The organism is Aeribacillus sp. FSL M8-0254 (genome assembly GCF_038008845.1).
GTDB lineage: Bacteria > Bacillota > Bacilli > Bacillales > Aeribacillaceae > Aeribacillus > Aeribacillus composti.
In genome coordinates this window covers 601,751-618,879 of the sequence record NZ_JBBOZY010000001.1, presented here as the reverse complement: position 1 = coordinate 618,879, position 17,129 = coordinate 601,751, and the positions used below count along the sequence as shown (strand labels likewise).

General features: G+C 39.0%; 13 protein-coding genes and 1 pseudogene. 1 reads left to right on the top strand and 13 read right to left on the bottom strand.

Going from position 1 to position 17,129, the window contains the following annotated elements; translation table 11 throughout:
* Positions 1-342: 342 nt before the first annotated feature.
* Both NSQ44_RS03005 and NSQ44_RS18950 read right to left on the bottom strand, forming a co-directional pair.
* On the bottom strand, positions 343-2,412 hold the full coding sequence (locus tag NSQ44_RS03005) for a bifunctional aldolase/short-chain dehydrogenase (RefSeq protein ID WP_340854839.1): 2,070 nt from the start codon (positions 2,410-2,412) through the stop codon (positions 343-345).
* 430 nt (positions 2,413-2,842) lie between these two features.
* The gene (locus NSQ44_RS18950; RefSeq protein ID WP_375338799.1) at positions 2,843-2,926 is read right to left on the bottom strand and encodes a putative holin-like toxin; all 84 of its coding nucleotides are present in this window, start codon (positions 2,924-2,926) and stop codon (positions 2,843-2,845) included.
* 205 nt (positions 2,927-3,131) lie between these two features.
* Here NSQ44_RS18950 and NSQ44_RS03000 point away from each other — a divergent pair, with 205 nt between their 5' ends.
* Positions 3,132-4,757 carry a methyl-accepting chemotaxis protein gene (locus NSQ44_RS03000; RefSeq protein ID WP_340854837.1) on the top strand — a complete coding sequence of 542 codons (1,626 nt, stop codon included), beginning with the start codon at positions 3,132-3,134 and terminating at the stop codon, positions 4,755-4,757.
* A 274-nt stretch (positions 4,758-5,031) separates the two neighbouring features.
* Here NSQ44_RS03000 and NSQ44_RS02995 read toward each other — a convergent pair whose 3' ends face one another.
* From NSQ44_RS02995 to preA, 11 genes and pseudogenes are all read right to left on the bottom strand, one after another.
* Positions 5,032-6,285: an ABC transporter permease gene (locus NSQ44_RS02995; RefSeq protein ID WP_340854835.1), complete on the bottom strand. Its 1,254-nt coding sequence runs from the start codon at positions 6,283-6,285 to the stop codon at positions 5,032-5,034.
* Positions 6,278-7,177 (bottom strand): ABC transporter ATP-binding protein, encoded by a 900-nt coding sequence (locus NSQ44_RS02990; RefSeq protein WP_340854834.1) that lies wholly within the window; start codon positions 7,175-7,177, stop codon positions 6,278-6,280. The genes NSQ44_RS02995 and NSQ44_RS02990 overlap by 8 nt, the downstream gene beginning before the upstream one ends.
* A 778-nt stretch (positions 7,178-7,955) precedes the next feature.
* Complete coding sequence (locus tag NSQ44_RS02985) at positions 7,956-8,474, bottom strand: DUF7878 domain-containing protein (protein ID WP_340854833.1); 519 nt, start codon at positions 8,472-8,474, stop codon at positions 7,956-7,958.
* Between the two features lie 61 nt (positions 8,475-8,535).
* Positions 8,536-9,360, bottom strand: coding sequence for an SAR2788 family putative toxin (locus NSQ44_RS02980; RefSeq protein ID WP_340854831.1), 825 nt, complete (start codon positions 9,358-9,360; stop codon positions 8,536-8,538).
* Between the two features lie 11 nt (positions 9,361-9,371).
* A complete protein-coding gene (locus tag NSQ44_RS02975; RefSeq protein WP_420534719.1) occupies positions 9,372-9,869 on the bottom strand; it encodes a S8 family serine peptidase in 498 nt (165 codons plus the stop codon).
* Positions 9,844-10,278, bottom strand: a pseudogene (locus NSQ44_RS02970) (family 1 glycosylhydrolase); the annotation flags it as partial. The gene NSQ44_RS02975 and the pseudogene NSQ44_RS02970, both read right to left, overlap by 26 nt.
* Before the next feature lie 60 nt (positions 10,279-10,338).
* Positions 10,339-11,598, bottom strand: a complete 1,260-nt coding sequence (gene ltrA, locus NSQ44_RS02965; RefSeq protein WP_340858100.1) for a group II intron reverse transcriptase/maturase — start codon at positions 11,596-11,598, stop codon at positions 10,339-10,341.
* 724 nt (positions 11,599-12,322) lie between these two features.
* Positions 12,323-12,550, bottom strand: a complete 228-nt coding sequence (locus tag NSQ44_RS02960; RefSeq protein ID WP_094245144.1) for a hypothetical protein — start codon at positions 12,548-12,550, stop codon at positions 12,323-12,325.
* Positions 12,551-12,868: 318 nt separating this feature from the next.
* Positions 12,869-14,359, bottom strand: a complete 1,491-nt coding sequence (locus NSQ44_RS02955; RefSeq protein WP_340854830.1) for an NCS1 family transporter — start codon at positions 14,357-14,359, stop codon at positions 12,869-12,871.
* Between the two features lie 68 nt (positions 14,360-14,427).
* Positions 14,428-15,810, bottom strand: coding sequence for a dihydropyrimidinase (gene hydA, locus NSQ44_RS02950; protein WP_094245142.1), 1,383 nt, complete (start codon positions 15,808-15,810; stop codon positions 14,428-14,430).
* A gap of 32 nt (positions 15,811-15,842) precedes the next feature.
* A complete protein-coding gene (preA, locus tag NSQ44_RS02945; protein WP_094245141.1) occupies positions 15,843-17,126 on the bottom strand; it encodes an NAD-dependent dihydropyrimidine dehydrogenase subunit PreA in 1,284 nt (427 codons plus the stop codon).
* Positions 17,127-17,129: the final 3 nt, after the last annotated feature.

Here is a 17,129-nt window from a genome sequence, read left to right as displayed (position 1 = left end):
ATTTCAAGCGCTGCCAGAAAATAATATACCACATTATAAAATGAATCATTAAATCATTGAAACCAATATTTTTATTTTTTAGAGGATACGTCTCAGGCTCAAAAAAGCAGTTTTTTATTCCCTACGCATCTATAAACGGAAAAGGTTTTTTATGCCCTTTTCCACTTTCCGAAAGCCTCCTGATGGTTAAGTCTCCGTACGTTGTTGAAGGGGGATGACCTGCTGCAATGTTTAAATCTTTCTTATTCACGAATTCGTTATAATAACCGATAACTGTTATGTGGAGAATTTTCATGAAGAGCAATGGCCAATAGGCTATTGCTCTTTTGTATTGTTGAAAGATTATCTAGTAAATGCCGCTGGAACACCGCCGTCAACTGTGATCATGCATCCGGTTGTTTTTTCAGCTTTAGAAGATGCAAAAAATGCAATCGCCTCTGCAATGTCTTCAGGATACACATTTACTAATAATGTTGTTCGTTTTTTATAATAATCTTCTAATTCATCCGGTGAAATTCCATAAGCTCTTGCACGCTCTTCACGCCACTTGGAATCCCATATTGCAGAGCCTTGAAGAACGGCATCCGGAAGAACGGAGTTTACACGTATTCCGTATTGGCCGCCTTCAGCAGCAATACATCTTGCCAAATGAGTTTCAAGCGCCTTTGCAGCACTGTAAGCAGCCGCATTCTTTCCAGCATAAATTGAATTTTTCGAGCCAACAAATACCATATTCCCGCCAATACCTTGCGCCTTCATTTGTTTAAACGCTTCGCGAGCTACTAAAAAGTATCCTGTACCAAGAACGTTCATATTTAAATTCCATTCTTGCAAAGTTGTTTCATCGAACGGACTGGATGTAGCAAGTCCAGCGTTGTTGACAATAATATCGACTCCGCCGAAGGCAAGGACAGCTTCTTTAAAGGCAGCTTGCACTTCTTCCTCTTTTGTTACGTCCATTTTGACGGCAATTGCACGTTTTTCACCATATTTTTCGTTAATTTCTTTAGCTTTTTCCTCTGCTCCTTCGATGTTTAAATCAGCAATGACAACATGTGCGCCTTCGCTGGCTAAACGGCGGCACGTCGCACTGCCAATTCCTCCTGCACCGCCTGTGACAAAAGCCACTTTGCGCGAAAATTCTGCTTCTGGCGGAGCAAGCGTTAATTTGTAGAGCTCAAGCGGCCAATATTCTACATTATAAGACTCATTTTCGTTTAATGAGACGAACTTCCCGAGCGCATCTGTCCCTTTCATGACAGCAATGGCGCGATGATAAAGAGCTCCGCTGATCCTTGACATTTTTTCGTTTTTCCCTGTATTCACCATTCCAATACCAGGAATTAAGATTACTCTAGGGGCAGCTTCAAACATTTTGTCCCCTTCGTTTTTGTTTCGCTCAAAATAAGCTTTGTAATCTTTTTTATAATTGGAAACTCCTTCTTTTATTTTTTCCTTTAATTGCTCTTTGTTTTCTGTTTGCGGATCCCATTCAATATATAAAGGAACCCGCTTCGTGTGCACTAAATGATCAGGGCATGCTGCGCCTATTTGAGAAAGTTCCTTTGCGTTTCGGCTGTTAACAAACTGAAGAACATCCTCTCCGTCATCCCAAGTCAAAATCATTTTTCTTTCATCGCTCACAGCACCACGAATAACTGGCAATATTTCCGCTAGAATTTCTTTTCTTTCATCTTTGGAAAGGACTTTATATTTTAATCCGCCAAATGCTTTTTCTTCATCGATGCGCTCTTTAATATAGTTTTCAGCTTCATTAATAATAGAAATCGTTTTTGCATAGCATTCCTCTGACGTATCGCCCCATGTGACTAAGCCGTGTTTTTCCATCAACACTAACTCAGCATTCGGGTTGTTTTTCACGCCTTCAGCTATCATTTTGGAAAGCGTAAATCCAGGACGCACGTAAGGCACCCAAACAAATCGGTTGCCGTAAATCTCCTCAGCAATTTGCTTTCCGTTGTCCGCACAGCAAATGCTGATAATCACATCAGGATGCGTGTGATCAACATGCTTAAACGGAAGAAATGCGTGCAGCAAAGTTTCAATCGAAGGGCGTGGATGCTTGTGATCAATCATGCAATGAGATAAATAAGCTACCATTTCTTCGTCGGACATTTCATCTCGTTCTATAAGCGGGCGGATATCGTCCAATTTAAGTCCTGTAAAATTGTGCGCTTTCATTGTCGCTAAATCTGAACCGCTTCCTTTTACCCACATGACTTCAATTTCACGGCCGCGGAAATCGCTTTCAATTGTTTTCATTGAAGTGTTGCCTCCGCCCCAGTTGCATACAGCGCGATCAGCTCCGATTAAATTGGAACGGTAGACTAATTGTTCCAAACCTTCCGACAATTTTTTAGCTTTTTCTGAATCCCACAAACTTTTGACCATCTGTTGACCTCCATTTTTGTTTTTATTTATTTTAAATATAACATATGATTGTTTATTATTGAATATATTTTTTTATTTTTGTTTTTTTGTTTTGAATATTTTATTTATAGCTAAGATTTGAAATGTATATTGTTTACTTGTTGATTTCACGTCTATTATTTTGGGATTTTTCACTCAAGGGAAAAATAAAAGGTAAATCAACATAATAAAAAGGATCAAAATATGAAGGGAATATAATCAAGCAGAATCATATAGTGGCTCTCTTTTACAAGACGAGGGGAATAATGTATAATGAAGTTGAAAAATTGCATCAACAACCAGACGACCAAAGGTGCTGCGACACCCTTGGTCCTGCAACAGACGGTTCCCTTCAAGGGGATCAGGCAGCAGGTAAAAAATAATCCACCACTGCTATCAACTCAAGGGTGGATTATTTTTTTTGCGGATTTGACAGCATTGTAATTATAAGGCTTGAAAAACTGATTGCAAACATTAACGCTTCGAATACTGTCATCGGCACACCCCCTTTCTGTACGGGGTAAATGCCAACCACCCTTGAGTCTACCGTTCTATTGCATTTTCATTATATCAAATACTAAATTTTGAATCTATAAAAATAGAACATTTGTTCCTTTTTTACTAGAAATTAAATTTTTAGCAAATAATTATTGAAAATTCTGTAAATGGGGTATACATTTGTAGTAAGGGGAGGGAGAAGTATGAGCCGTTTAATAAAGAAAAAAGCTGCTCAACAAGCACTCAAAAAAGTCGTGAATGTAAGCGATATCATTAAGAAACAGCTAGATCCTCAGCTTCCGCTAACCGAACAGCTCGACAAAATTCGAAAAACGTTCGATGAAAGGCTGGGCCAAGACGAATATTTTTTGGTCGTAGATGAAACAGGATATTCTCCGCTACATACCAATCGCCTTCGTGAAGGAAGAGTATTTTCGGATGAGGTCGGCAAAAAAGCCGCTACAACAAAAGAACCGCTTTTGCAGCTGTATATCCGTGATACAGGAGAAATTCTTGTTGATGCGAGCTGTCCGCTCGTTACAGACAGTACTGGAAAACGTTATAATATCCGGTTAGGAAGACTCATTCATCGCCCGTACTTGCAAATGAATTTTGCCATGCTATCGTTTTTGCCAAGCTTTCTTTGCCTCATGACAGCTTTATTTATGCAATTATCTTTTCGTCAAGCAATTATTTTATTTTTCGTAACTATTTGCGCCAGTGCAGTAAACAGCTTCTTTGTTTACCGCTCGTTCACTTCTAATCTTAGACAATGGTATAACGTCACTCGTACTGTATCATCAGGCAACCTTCATGTCGAAGTAGATATTGTCGGCAAACGCAATGAGTTTCATCAAATAGGTTATGAAATTAATAAAATTATTTTTGGAATCCGGTCGATTTTAAGCGAGTTTGCCAATGCCGTCAAAACTGTCAAGAAGGTCAGTCAAGATCAAAAAAAAGAAGCGAATCGCTTATCGGAAATTTTTGATGAAGTTGCTGCAACAATGGAAGTGTTCCGCGAAGGCTCCAAACAGCAGACCGATTCGTTTAAAAAAGTTAGCGAACTGGCAAATTCGATGATAGAAGGTGTATCAAATATGGGATCGGAAATTGAACGTGTTGTTGAATACGCTCAATCAACGATGCGTTCAGCAGATGAAGGACAACAAATGATTGAAAAAACGGAACAGCTTATGCTAAATATTGAAAATGACACGAAAAAGGCAACTTCCCTCATCCAAATGGTATCCAAAAAAGCGGATCAAGCGATGGAAATGGCTTCTGCGATCACAGCAATTGCCAAGCAAACGAACCTTTTAGCATTAAATGCTTCCATTGAAGCAGCGAGAGCAGGTGAATCTGGAAAAGGCTTTGCGATTGTAGCTGCAGAAGTGAGCAAACTGGCAGATGATACAAATTCTTTTGCGGCTAAAATTTTATCTTCGTTGGAAGAAACGAGAAATGATTTAGCTCATGCCGTTACTGCCGTCAAAAAAAATGAAGAAAGTGTTGATCAAGCTTCCTTGTCTATATCTGGAACAAAAGAAAGCATGCAGACATTTAAGCGAATGTTTTCAGACATTCATTCTCTGTTAAAGCATAATCGAGAAAACGTCATAAACATTCGTGAAAACGGCAACAATTTAAAAGGTTTAATAGAAAATGTAAACTTAATCGCACATGATTTCACCAACACAGTCAACGAAACAACGGCAGCATTGGAGGAACATATTGAAGGGATCCATGAGCTTGCAAAGGAATCGGTTATTCTTTCCGATGCTGTCATACATCTTCAAAAAATTTTAAACCGCTTTCAATTACAATAAATGTCTTGATTGACTGGGGATTTTCTCTTTACTATTAAAAATCACATCGTCAAGAAGCGAATATTTGCAGGAATAATCGAAAATGCAAAAGGGAGATCCCCCAACTTCGGTAGTTGAGAAAAAATACTGCGCAGAAATTGACTCATTTTCATCATTATCAAAGCTTCCAAAAAATTAAGCAGCCAAACTTCTAGTATATAGGAATCGGGCTGCTTGCTACGTATATTATTATCTGCTCAAAATCAAAAGAAAACCATTTTGCGTAATGTCTTCTTCATTTATTTTTCGATAGCTGCAAAGCTTTTTTAATATCTTTAAGCGCATTGGATTTTCCGTACATCAATACGCCGCCTTTGTAAACTCTTGCCCCAAAGACAGCTAATATAGCAATGGATGCTATTAATAAACCGATTCCTAAAAGCGGCTCCCAAATTGGAAGATCCAGCATTCCAACCCGCAAAAACATCAGCATCGGGGTAAACGGCGGAATGTATGATGTGATCGTAACATAGGAAGCTTCCGGATTGCTCAAACCAAATATCGCTAGCATAAAGCCCGCCACAACCGTTAAAATCATCGGAGTGATCAACTGCTGAACATCTTCTATACGACTGACCAGCGAGCCTAGAAAGGCAGCCATCGTCGCATATAATAAATAGCCTAAAATAAAGAAAATGACTGCATATAGAATGGTCGACAACGACGTGTTTTGGAATCCAAAGAAAGAGAAAAATCCTCCATCCATCGATTCTAAATTTTGTTTAATGGAAACGTAGCCGACAATAAGCCATAAGGCAAGCTGCGTTAAACTCAATAGAGCAACACCTAAAATTTTCGCAAACATTTGTGTAATAGGAGGAACACTGGAAATTAAAATTTCCATCACTCTAGAAGATTTTTCTACTGCTACCTCCATCGCAATCATATTTGCATACATGATCACTGCAAAATATATTACAAATAAAAGTACATATACGAGACCTCTCGCTTGATTCAATTCTTCCACCGTTTTTGCGTTGGCATTCAACGCTTCCATTTCAAAAGATACTGGCGCATTCAGCTTCATCAGTTCCTCTTGCGTTAATTTCAATTGACCTGCTGTCCATACCATGCTCACCTGTTGGAGGGCATATTGCAAATCGTTTGGAACGGTTGAGTCTGCAAGAGACGCTGCTTTATATACCGCCATCGGCCGGTTTTCATCATTTAAAGATAAAACGAGATACCCTTTGATCTCATCATTTAATACATTCTTTTTCAGCTCTTCTTCGGAAGCATTAGTTTTTTGCAATTGAATGTCCGGATTAACTTCTTTCAATTGCTCTTTAAACGGTTCAAATAAAGAATTTGATTGATCAATGACTGCAAGGCGTTCTTGATTTTCACCAGAATTAAAAAAATCGATAATTTTTGATATGTTTCCTAAAACTAGAATAATAAGCAATGTAATAACCGTGGAAATGATAAATTGCTTCGATCTTAGTTTGGTAAAATAAGTGTGGAACAAAACAGTCCAAAAGTTATGCATAGGCCGCACCCACTTTCTCTATAAAAATATCATGTAATGAAGGCTCTTCTATTTGGAATTTGCGAATAAATCCTTTATCGACAATCTCCTGTAACAATTGTTGTGCGGTCTCTTCTCTTTCAATTTGCAATTGAATCCCTTCAACTGTTGTCTTGGCTTTTATGACACCTGGGAAATTCTTCAAGAAATTGAGATCAAAATCCGCATGAATCACGAGATTTTTTTTGCCAAAGGAACGTTTAATTTCTTTGAGCGACCCATGAACTACAGGGCTTCCCCTATGTAATATGCATAAATGTTCACATAATTCCTCAACGTGCTCCATCCGATGGCTGGAAAACACAATGGATGTACCGTCATTTTTCAAATCAATGACAGCCTCTTTCAATTGCTCAACATTGACCGGATCCAATCCGCTAAACGGTTCATCCAAGATGAGCAGCTTCGGTTTATGTATGACAGCAGCAATAAATTGAATTTTTTGCTGGTTTCCTTTCGACAGCTCTTCGACTTTTTTTTCAGCGTACTCCGGCACTTTAAACCGTTCGAGCCAATTTGCCAGCTCCTTCAGCGCATCTTTTTTGTTCATCCCTCTTAATCTGGCTAAATAGACAATCTGATCCTTTACCTTTAATTTCGGGTACAATCCCCGCTCTTCGGGCAAATATCCGATATACGGGCTCGTGCTATAATCAATTTTTTCTCCATTCCATGTAATGGTTCCTTCAGTTGGTGCCAGCAGCCCTAAAATCATGCGAAATGTTGTCGTTTTCCCGGCACCGTTTGCCCCTAAAAAACCAAACATTTCTTTTTCCGGAATGGATAAAGACAGCTTATCCACAGCGGTGAAATCGCCAAATTTTTTCGTCACTTGCTCTAGCTTCAACGTCATGTATTTTCCTCCTCTCATCTTTTAATACGGATCAAACAAGAAAAAAGTTCAGTAATCGTTTTAAATTTCTGTCTAACTCACAAGTGAAACATCGTTAGTGACAATGATGATATGAAAACTATGTTAAAAATATTTAAACCACATAATTAAAACAGGATACTTCACAAAAGTTGTTCAAACTTTTGGAAGCATCTCTCCATTTAATAAATGTTGAGATGAACAAAAAGGCAGAAACCTTTTTTTAAAGGTTCACTGATTTGATTTTAGAATCCGAACTGAGGATGGATTTTGAAGAAATGCCACTGTGAAGGACAAAAATAATCTAATAAAATTTATAAACGTCCTTCATGGAGGTGATGAAATAAAAAAAAGGAAATTGCGTATACTGAATGTCCGTCATAACTTTTGAAGGACAGAATGAAAATAGCGCACATAGAAAAAGTCCTTCATAAGATTCCCGAAGGACATAAACAAGATACGAAACATAGGAAAAGAAGTTGTCCAGAAGCCAAAATCTTTTGGAAACGAAAAACATAAACATTGAATATCGAAAGGGCACCTATAAGCCGAAAAAATCGACTAATTTGACAGCCACTTTTGCCATTATGATTTCCGCTTCTTTTCGGCAATAGGAACGCCATCCTCCAAAATCTGTAATATCCTCGAATCGATTGGCGATATACGCCTTCCAAAAGAAAGCTCGACACTTTGTCTCCGTTGATCAGTTTTACTGTTCCTATACTCTAAAGGATTTGTATTCCTAATTTTTTACAGAATACTAAAACCATTTCGTCTTGCCTCTCTTTTTATCGATGACAGCTAAAGCTCTAATGGGAAATTTATCAATAAACGGTTCTACTGAAATGTTATAATGTGCCTCGATATCTTTTTTTAATTGATCGCGTAAATCTGTCAATCGGTTCACTATATAATCCATCTTAAATACAGGATCAAACGGTTCCTTTCTCCAAATAGAAGTGAGTCGAGCCTTATCGTTATTGTCAAAAGGAATGATTGAAATCAACGGCTCATCTTCGTCAATTTCAAGAGTATAATAATGAAATTCCGGGATATCATATTTGCCACTTTCGATAATGGCGAGCCATCTCTCTAGGTATAAATAAAACTCCAACAATGCGATATCATCTCGGAAATAGGAGATTCCATCTACTTTTATGTCAAAATCTCCACTAACTCTAAGCACGATAGCTGAGTCTTTTTCCCATCCCTTTGGAATATACGATTGATTAGTTGTAAACTGATAGAGAAATTCTATTTGCTTGGATAAGCTGTCCATACTTTACCATTCCACCCTACTACTATTTTAATTTTTTTTCTGACCTTTTGTACCTATTACTTTACCAAGGCTGGCTATAACTACAAATGACAAATCCGCATTTTTTTGTTTCTACCTCTGGATTTAAAGAATACGATGCGTTCTTAGAATTTAATCCTTCTTTAACCCAATTACGTATCTGGCTTTTATCAGTAGTATTGAATTTAGAAAAATTACCTTCAGCATTTTTTAAATGCTTATTACTTACATTGAATTTGGAAACTTTACTTTTTGCTGCTTTAACGGCTGCCTTTGCAAATGTGTTAAGAACGGCTTTAGAGCTTTTTATCGACTTAACGATAAGTTTTTTTCCAAATTTTTTTATGGCATACTTGATTCCATGTTTTGCAACTACTCCGATTATAACCGCCGGCAGAACCGAAGCTTGAGCATCAATGGTATTGATCTGGTAAGATTCTCCGGTATCTTGATCAATGAGTGTTGCAATAAAATCGGTGCCGTCAATTTCTTGCAACACTACATCAAAATGTTGAGTAATGATTTCTCCATTCTCTAACTCTATATGTCCTGAAAGCGTTATTTCACCAGATTCACTATTCACAAACAATTCGGTATCAATGGATGTATCTTCATTTTCTACTTCTGTAGAAACAACCACTTCCTCGTCAGAGATTTCTGTTGCTGTCATTTCAATATCTTCTGCTAAATCTAATCCAAGTTCTTCCTCAACATCTACTTCATACTCAACACCAGTAATGTCTTCAACTAATACAGTATTTGTGTCACTTACAGGTATATTTTCATTAGATTCAGCACTAGCAAATCCCGGTAATATTGCCGATATCGATAAAGTTACTATAAGTAACTTTAATATCAGTTTTTTCATACTTTTCCTTCTTATTTTCGATGATTTAATGTTAATAATCCACATCCATATAAATCATCACAGCCACTTTCACCCAAATCTTTCGAATATTCCAATAAATCTTTATGGACTGTTTCCTTATGAATTTCTTTATTGTTTAAGAGGCTCGCAATAATGCCTGTGGCATATGCCGTTGCAAAAGAGGTACCACTTAATTCTTTTTGATGTGATAGCTTTCCAGTCTTTATAGCAACAATATCTACACCTGGAGCAACAAAATCAATTTTTCCTTTCGCCGCGTATTTATAAATTTTCATATTTTTATCGATTGCTGAAATAGACAAAACACTTTCATATTTTGCAGGGTATTCAGTATATAAACCAAGTGTATTCCCAGCTGCAGCAACTATGATAATATCATGGTTAATGGCCTTTTCTACTGCAGCACGTAATCTTGCATCATCTTTTTGAATCCCAAAACTCATATTGATAATGTCTACATTAAGGACAAAAACCGAACACTTCAACACCGTCACTAATCGCTAATTGCATTTGTTCGATATGGTTTCTTAAAAATTCAATTCGGTATGTGTCGTTTATAACATCGCCTTCTTCCAATTGATCGATGGTGCCTAATCCATTTTCAGTGACAATCAATGGCAAATGATAGCGGTCATATATTTCTCTTAATGTTGTCCGAAACCCGACTGGATCAATTTCCCAGCCAAATTCATTTTTCTTTAAATGCGGATTGGAGGCTCCTTTATAAACTCCCGGTTCCCCAACCGTAATATGCTGATCTCCTGTTTGCTTCACATCTTCTTCATTTCCTTCGCTTGCTGCTACTGTTTGCGAAGTATAATAGTTAAAAGCAATAAAATCCGGCTTGGCATTTTGTAAAATTTCCATATCGCTTTCAAGAATTGTTGGAGTATATCCCGTGACTAACCCCCGACCTCTCACACCACCGTACGTACCGTTCGGTATACGGCGGTTCCATTAAGTATGACGTAGTGCTTGATATCTTTCGAATAGACTTCTTAACCCTCGATGCTTCCAATAGGAGTTGTCTAGGGTTTTGTGTAGAATGGGACTGCAGGCAATCCGCCAATATTTCTTGCGTGTATTGCCCCATTCGAATGCTTTATGGCTTGGAACTCCTAATCCTCTGAGTTTCCGAATTCTTGTTTTCGGGGTTTTCCATTCTTTCCACAAACACATCCGAAGCCTTCGTCTAATCCATTCATCAAATTCTTTGAACTTACTTGGTGTTTCTGCCAAGGCAAAATATCCGCACCATCCCATTAAATACTTGTTCAGTTTCTCAATCCTTTTCTCCATTGGATGCGGTTTCGACCTTGATGTAATTTCACGGATCTTGTTCTTCAAACGTTTCACACTTTCGTTCGCAATCCGTACCTTTGGAGTCTTATTGAGTGTGAAGCTGAAACCAAGAAACTTCCGTTTCCAAGGACGGTCTACCGCCGATTTCTCTTTATTTACCTTGAGCTTTAACTCCTTCTCGATAAAGTTCGTAATGGAGTTCATGACACGAATTCCTGCTTTCTTTGTTTTCACATAGATGTTACAGTCATCCGCATACCGAACAAACTTATGTCCACGTTTCTCAAGCTCCTTATCCAATTCATGAAGCATGACGTTTGATAAAAGTGGACTAAGCGGGCCGCCTTGAGGCGTTCCCATGTCCGTTTCCATTACCACTCCATTGATCATCACGCCTGATTGAAGATACCGGCGAATTACCTTCAGTAGAATTCGATCTTTGATCGTTTTCGCCAAGATCCCCATCAGTTTGTCGTGATTCACCTTGTCAAAGAATTTCTCTAGGTCTATATCGACTACCCAACGATATCCTTCTTTGATATAACCCTTTGCTTCCCTAACCGCATCATGTCCCCTTCTGCCTGGGCGGAAACCATAGCTATGGTTCGAGAAGGTCGGATCAAAAATTTTCGTCAACACTTGGGCAATCGCTTGTTGGATGAAACGATCCGTCACGGTAGGGATCCCTAGAAGCCTTACTCCACCGTTCGGTTTCGGGATTTCGACTCGACGGACGGGTAAGGGCTTGTAGGTTCCTTCTCTCAACGACTGTCGAATGGAGTCCCAATTTTCGTAGAGGTGTTTTCGTAGGTCTTTTACGGACATGCCATCTACTCCGTGACTTCCTTTATTCTGTTCGACTCGTTTCAGTGCCGCCAGGAGATTTTCCCGTGACAAAATCATTTCCATCAACATTGATATCCTCTCCACGTGAACGAATTCTTCTATTTGTGCCATCTTCTGCTCCACCCTCTTGAAGTCCCCCGTGGGATTCACCACTTCCTCCTTCAAGTAAGTCCTATCGGATTGTCTGCTTCCACACAGAAGATGAACGCCTAGCGATTCGTTCTCCTTAATTGTTCAGTCCTTCCTCTTCCATCTCGAGCTTGAAAGAGTACTATGACTTCTGCTGACTTCTGACTGTTCAGCTATCTATCACTAGATAGGTTACCAAGGTTACTTGGCGTGCCAGCCAGACCTCCCCGGGTAAGAGTGTAATCTTTCCTTCCATCCATCTGCTTCATTTACTCTGTATCACCTTCGGCAGAAAGGGCTTTGTTTTGTTGCGCAAACTCACCCAGTGATACCTAGCCTCATATGAAGTTCGTGTTCCGAGAGACCTTAAAGTTTGCCGCTCGCTTCCTTCAGATTCCGCGTCGCCACGGACACCCTTGCGTTAAGCTAACTGCTACTTCTGCCTTCGCAGCTCGGGACTTTCACCCTATAGATTACACCCATGCCGGGCGCACCAAAAGAAGCAGGTTGACCCCTTACCGGGAACCTGCTTTTTCATTTAGAACGACCTGCAAAACACACGGCCACACATGTCTCATGTGTCTGTCTTCATATTTCTTTTTGTTTGAATGTGAATGCATGTAAAAATTTATATTCATCTCTTGAAACAATTCTCTTAAGTAAACTACTGAGCTTGTTTCATTAATAAGGATGAAAAATACTTACGAGCATCCGCATTTTTAATATGCAGTATTTGAGTAGCGTCCTTTTTACCTGAAGGGTCTGGAATTTTTAATTCGAATTCGACGAAAGCTCCACTTAAATTTTCTCTAACAGTTTTTATATAGTACCCTTGTTGAAGCAAATAATCAATTTTATCCTTTTCTTCCAGAAATTCTTGATGTGAAGACATCGACATACCTCCCTCAATAAAGCGCAATTATCTCTTTGATTTCTCGATTTCTTATAAATGCTTAATTCACAGTCATTTATTTGCTACTAGAGGATACTAACAACCCATTTGATGTAATTAAATCTTCACAATACTCTCAATCGCTTATCTTATAGACTGAAAGCCACACATTCCTTCGTCCTGCACCCACGATAAGTGAGAATGGTGGAGTATATCCCCACCTCAGCGGAAAACAAAACAACTGTAGTATATTTTTGTAAATAATTTGATAAATATTGTGATTTTGAGAATAATTCATTTTGATCGTGCTATTTGGTGTTATATATTGACACCCTTATTTGCATTCGTACTTACGGTAACGACATCAGAGGCTTCTATCGGTTCTTCATCTATGATCCAATCCCTTCCAACTGTTATTCCTAAATATTTTTCATCATCTGGATCTTCAATTTCAGCTTGTTTATATTTTTGAAACCACCAGTACTTTGCTAAGAAATAATAACATACTGCACCGACGACGAATCCGACCACAAACGAATAGTTTATGAGGAGAGAAGCTGCGGTTCCACCAATAGTCCAAGCAATAAATCCTGCAAGATTAAACCCTTTGAAATAGCGATACTGCCCATGATCGTTATAAAGGTCATACACATTAACACGACGCTTGCGCAATAAATAATAGTCTGCAAATAAAATCCCTACTATGGCTGACAATATGCCTCCGCAAATTAACAGTGCCGGAATAATGATGTTAAATAAACTCCAAGGCTGTACCATCGTTCCGATAATACCCGCAGTAAATACCCCTGCCCAAAACGGGAATTTCGGACCTCCAACATTAGAAAAAATTGTCGCTGCTGGAACAACGTTTGCGGATGTATTGGTAGACCATTGTGCCAGAACAATCATAAGCAAAAGAATTCCAAGAATCAAACCGTCGGCCGATTGTTGAAGTGCAAAAACCGGATCATAATTTTGAAGCGCAATATAGGAAACCGCGCCAATAACTACCATAAATGTTTGTGTAATCGTCAAAGCTACTATATTACCAATAATTGATGCTTGATTTCGCTTAAACCAATTTCTTTCATATTTTGGTGCTTTAATAAATCTTGATATGGAGGGCATATCTGCAGCCAGTGTAGACCAAAATCCCATATTGCTCATAATAACGATGATAAAGGCTGTGACAGCTGCTCCGCCAGTAACCGGATGTTCCACCCATGACCAAATATGGTGTCCTTCTTCCAATGCTTTGTCCGACAAAGTTGTATACATCCAAACTGAAATAATGATAATAACTGGTGCAGCCAGATCTGCAAAACGTTCAATCGCCTTAATTCCCAATGCTGTATTAATTAACTGTACAAGAGCAAATATTATATAGCATATTAACCAATTATCAAAATCAAATAAAATATTTAATATCCCATTCATAGCCGTTGAGCCAAAATACGTATTAATGCCAAACCAGCAGGAAGCTGCAAAACCACGAATCAAAGAAGGAATATGTGTGCCAATCGTCCCAAATGGCGCTCTCATATACACAGGAAATGATAATCCATGCTCAATACCGATATCGCCAATAATCGTCATACATAAACCAATTAAAATTGAGCCAATAACAGTTGCTAAAATGACCCAAAAAAGAGATAAATTTTGAACCCCAGCACCACCGATCGCAAATGCTGCAAGTACTACCGCCATCCCTACCCAAATAAAAGCAAATCCTAATTTTCCAATAGTTTTTCGGTTGTAAGGTACCGGTAAAAGGTCCGGGGACTTTAAATAATTAGATTTATTGCTCATCATATCACTCCTTTTAAAAATTTCTAATTTTTTCAATTTATCAGTAACTTGGAAAAATTCTGTATTTTTCACGTCGTTCTATATTTTTTACGTTTTAAAAATTGTCCATAGCCTGGCTTTGCCACAAGTTGTTTATCACGGACAATAAATTCACCTCTACATAAAACGGATACCGGTTCACCCGTTACTTTCATTCCTTCGAACGCATTGTAATCAACAGCCATATGGTGTGTTTCAGCTGAAATTACCCTTTCAATATTCGGGTCAAAAATTACTAAATCTGCGTCAGAACCTACTGCAATAGTTCCTTTTTTGGGAAATAACCCGAACAATTTGGCAATTCTTGTAGACACAATATCGACAAATTGGTTTAAAGTAATTCTTCCTTTCTTCACTCCTTCACTGAAAAGGATGCTGACTCGGTCCTCAATAATCGGTCCTCCGTTTGGAATTTTCGTAAAATCTCCTCGACCAAGTTCCTTTTGTCCTTTAAAATCAAACGAACATTGGTCAGATCCCAACGTTTGAAGCTGACCGGTTTTCAATGCGTTCCATAACACCTCTTGATGCCATTTTTCGCGAAGCGGAGGAGACCAAACGTATTTCGCGCCTTCAAAATTAGGTTTTTCTAAATATGATTGATCGAGCACCAAATATTGAGGGCACGTTTCTCCCCATATATCTAAACCTTTATCGCGAGCTTGTGCAATTTTTTCAACCGCTTGCGCACACGTTACATGAACAACATAAAGTTGGGAACCGGCAAGCTCTGTTAACTGACATGCCCGATTTGTCGCTTCGCCTTCCAATTCCGGTGGCCGTGTTAACGCGTGGTAAATTGGATCCGTATTCCCTTCTTCGAGCGCTTTTTTCGTCAAGTAATCAATTACATCGCCATTTTCCGCATGAACCATAACAAGCGCTCCAAGCTCTTTGGCAGACATCAACGTGCGGTATAACGTTCCATCATCTGCCTGAAATACATTTTTATAAGCCATAAACACTTTAAAAGATGTGATTCCTTCTTCAATGATTTTCGGTAGTTCTTCCAACACTTCATCTGTAATTTCACTAATCATTAAATGAAAACTGTAATCAATAACTGCTTTTCCCTTCGCTTTGTTATGCCAAATTTCAATGGCGTTTTTCAACGGCTCTCCTTTATTTGTTAAACAAAAATCGATGACGGTCGTTGTTCCACCAAAAGCTGCTGCAATTGTCCCGGATTCGAAATCATCCTTTGTCACCGTACCTCCGAACGGCATATCCAAATGGGTATGGGGATCAATACCACCCGGAAATACATAACAACCTTTTGCATCAATCACTTCAGCGCCTGTTTCCTCTAAATTTTGACCAATCATCGCAATTTTCTCATCTTTAATAAGCAAGTCTGCTTCATACATATCCGTTGCGGTAACAATCGTTCCATTTTTTATAATTTTTGTCATTTTTACATTCATCCTCCTTTGACTAAAAAAGCTTATTTTATGTCAATATTACAGTTACTGAGATTGCCAATGACTGCTTGTCTCTCTTTCCATGTCATAGGTGGATGTTCAACTGGAATTTCAACCATGTCAATTGCACCGTCCACCGGACAAACGATCGAACATAAATTACATCCTACACAATCTTCTTCCCGCACTTTCAAATACTCTTCTCCATTTTCATTCTTTAAAATATCAATGCATTGATGTGAAGTATCTTCGCAGGAGATGTGACATTTATTACAATTAATGCAAACATCTGGGTTAATGCGAGCAACTACTTTATAATTAAGGTCGAGATCTCCCCAATCGGAATATTTATGAACGGATTTTCCGACAATGTCCATAACAGAGGCGATTCCTTTTTCATCCAAATAATTGTTCAGCCCTTCAATCATGTCTTCAACAATACGGAAGCCATGATGCATAGCTGCTGTACAGACTTGCACACCGGTTGCACCCATCAGCATAAATTCCACTGCATCTTTCCAAGTGGAGATGCCGCCGATTCCAGAAATCGGTACACGAATATACGGGTCTCGGGCACACTCTGCAACCATGTTCAAAGCGATCGGTTTAACAGCGGGACCGCAATAACCTCCATGTGTCCCCTTTCCTGCAACATGCGGAATCGTATTCCATGTGTCTAGATCAACTCCCATTAAGCTATTGATCGTATTGATCATGCTGACGGCATCGGCTCCTCCCCGAACAGCCGCTTCCGCCGTTGCAGTAATGTCTGTAATATTAGGAGTCAACTTGACGATGGCAGGTGTCTGTGCCACCTCTTTCACCCAATACGTTTGCTTTTCCACAAGTTCAGGTACTTGTCCTGAAGCTGACCCCATTCCCCGTTCCGCCATTCCGTGCGGACAGCCAAAATTTAGTTCAAGACCGTCCACTCCTACATCCTCTACTTTTTTCACGATTTCATGCCATTTTTCCCTTTTTGGTTCAACCATTAAAGATGCCACCACAGCTCGATCTGGGAAACGCTTTTTTGTTTCATAAATTTCTTTTAAATTTACTTCAAGCGGACGATCTGTAATCAACTCAATATTGTTAAAACCCGCTACACGCTGCCCATTAAAGCTTAAAGCTGCAAATCGGGATGATACGTTCAAAATCGGTTCGCCGAGCGTCTTCCACACCGCACCACCCCAACCAGCTTCAAACGCTCTTTGCACTTGATAGCCGGAATTGGTTGGAGGTGCAGAAGCAAGCCAAAATGGATTAGGAGATTTGATACCTGCTAAATTAATGCTTAAATCCGCCATTTT

Excerpts from the sequence above, each read along its gene's own strand:
- NSQ44_RS03005 (WP_340854839.1), bottom strand. The coding sequence starts at position 2,412 with ATGGTCAAAAGTTTGTGGGATTCAGAAAAAGCTAAAAAATTGTCGGAA.
- NSQ44_RS18950 (WP_375338799.1), bottom strand. The coding sequence starts at position 2,926 with ATGACAGTATTCGAAGCGTTAATGTTTGCAATCAGTTTTTCAAGCCTT.
- NSQ44_RS03000 (WP_340854837.1), top strand. The coding sequence starts at position 3,132 with ATGAGCCGTTTAATAAAGAAAAAAGCTGCTCAACAAGCACTCAAAAAA.
- NSQ44_RS02995 (WP_340854835.1), bottom strand. The coding sequence starts at position 6,285 with ATGCATAACTTTTGGACTGTTTTGTTCCACACTTATTTTACCAAACTA.
- NSQ44_RS02990 (WP_340854834.1), bottom strand. The coding sequence starts at position 7,177 with ATGACGTTGAAGCTAGAGCAAGTGACGAAAAAATTTGGCGATTTCACC.
- NSQ44_RS02985 (WP_340854833.1), bottom strand. The coding sequence starts at position 8,474 with ATGGACAGCTTATCCAAGCAAATAGAATTTCTCTATCAGTTTACAACT.
- NSQ44_RS02980 (WP_340854831.1), bottom strand. The coding sequence starts at position 9,360 with ATGAAAAAACTGATATTAAAGTTACTTATAGTAACTTTATCGATATCG.
- ltrA (WP_340858100.1), bottom strand. The coding sequence starts at position 11,598 with ATGTTGATGGAAATGATTTTGTCACGGGAAAATCTCCTGGCGGCACTG.
- NSQ44_RS02960 (WP_094245144.1), bottom strand. The coding sequence starts at position 12,550 with ATGTCTTCACATCAAGAATTTCTGGAAGAAAAGGATAAAATTGATTAT.
- NSQ44_RS02955 (WP_340854830.1), bottom strand. The coding sequence starts at position 14,359 with ATGAGCAATAAATCTAATTATTTAAAGTCCCCGGACCTTTTACCGGTA.
- hydA (WP_094245142.1), bottom strand. The coding sequence starts at position 15,810 with ATGACAAAAATTATAAAAAATGGAACGATTGTTACCGCAACGGATATG.
- preA (WP_094245141.1), bottom strand. The coding sequence starts at position 17,126 with ATGGCGGATTTAAGCATTAATTTAGCAGGTATCAAATCTCCTAATCCA.